Genomic DNA, 811 nt, shown 5'->3' with positions numbered 1-811 from the left:
AAGGGTTTTACGTCAGGCGGGCTGAAGTTTTTAATTCAAACTTTGGTACATTTTAAAAACTTTTGTACATTAGCCGAACGGAAGTGAGTTTTATCCCGCCCGAACGCAAAGCCCATAAACGTTGGCAGTAATTTTGCTGAACGACACTACATAACAAAAACAACAAAATATGGACATTAAAGAATTTAAGGAAAATTGGGGTTTAACAGCAATTCCAACCGAGTTAGAGAAACTAATTTACTTTCAGACAAATATCTCTTCTTTTGAAAATTACTCACAAGGTTTTGGAGTATTAATTGATGACAAATCAGGACTTAAAAGTTGGAGCGAAGACACTTTGTTTTTAGACAAATTATTTCCTTTTGCACAAGCAAATGGTTCGGGCTCGTTTTATGCGATTTGGAATGACGGAACAAATAAGCAAATTAGCGAAATGCCGATTGTTGTATTTGGAGATGAAGGTGGTGTACATATTGTAGCTGAAAATATTCTACAACTTCTACATTTACTAACATTTGACACAGAAATTTCAGTTGATTTTGAAGAAACATATTTTTACAAAGACGAAGACGATTATGAAGAAAGTGAAGACTTGAATAAATTTTTAAAGTGGTTAAAAGAAGATTATGGGTTAGACCAAATTCAAGAACCTTCTGACATTATTAGCTCTGCACAAGAAAAATATAAAGAAGAGTTTGACAAATGGTTTGGACAATATTATGACACAGAATAAATAAAAACTACTGCCAACATCGGTAACTGTTGCACAACCTCAATAAAAAACTAAAATTTTAAAATATTTATAAAAAGT

The 811-nt window shown here is 32.3% G+C and carries 1 protein-coding gene; it reads left to right on the top strand.

Translation table 11 applies throughout. The features are described from left to right. The first annotated feature begins 169 nt into the window (after positions 1–169). A complete protein-coding gene (locus IAI56_RS15800) occupies positions 170–733 on the top strand; it encodes a hypothetical protein (protein ID WP_187658772.1) in 564 nt (187 codons plus the stop codon). Positions 734–811 lie beyond the last annotated feature (78 nt).

It is taken from the genome of Flavobacterium macrobrachii (genome assembly GCF_014486675.1).
Classification (GTDB): Bacteria; Bacteroidota; Bacteroidia; order Flavobacteriales; family Flavobacteriaceae; genus Flavobacterium; species Flavobacterium macrobrachii.
The sequence above is the reverse complement of the archived record's forward strand: the minus strand, read 5'-3'. Positions and strand labels throughout refer to the sequence as shown.

Coding starts and splice junctions, on each gene's coding strand:
- IAI56_RS15800 (WP_187658772.1), top strand. CDS start 170: ATGGACATTAAAGAATTTAAGGAAAATTGGGGTTTAACAGCAATTCCA.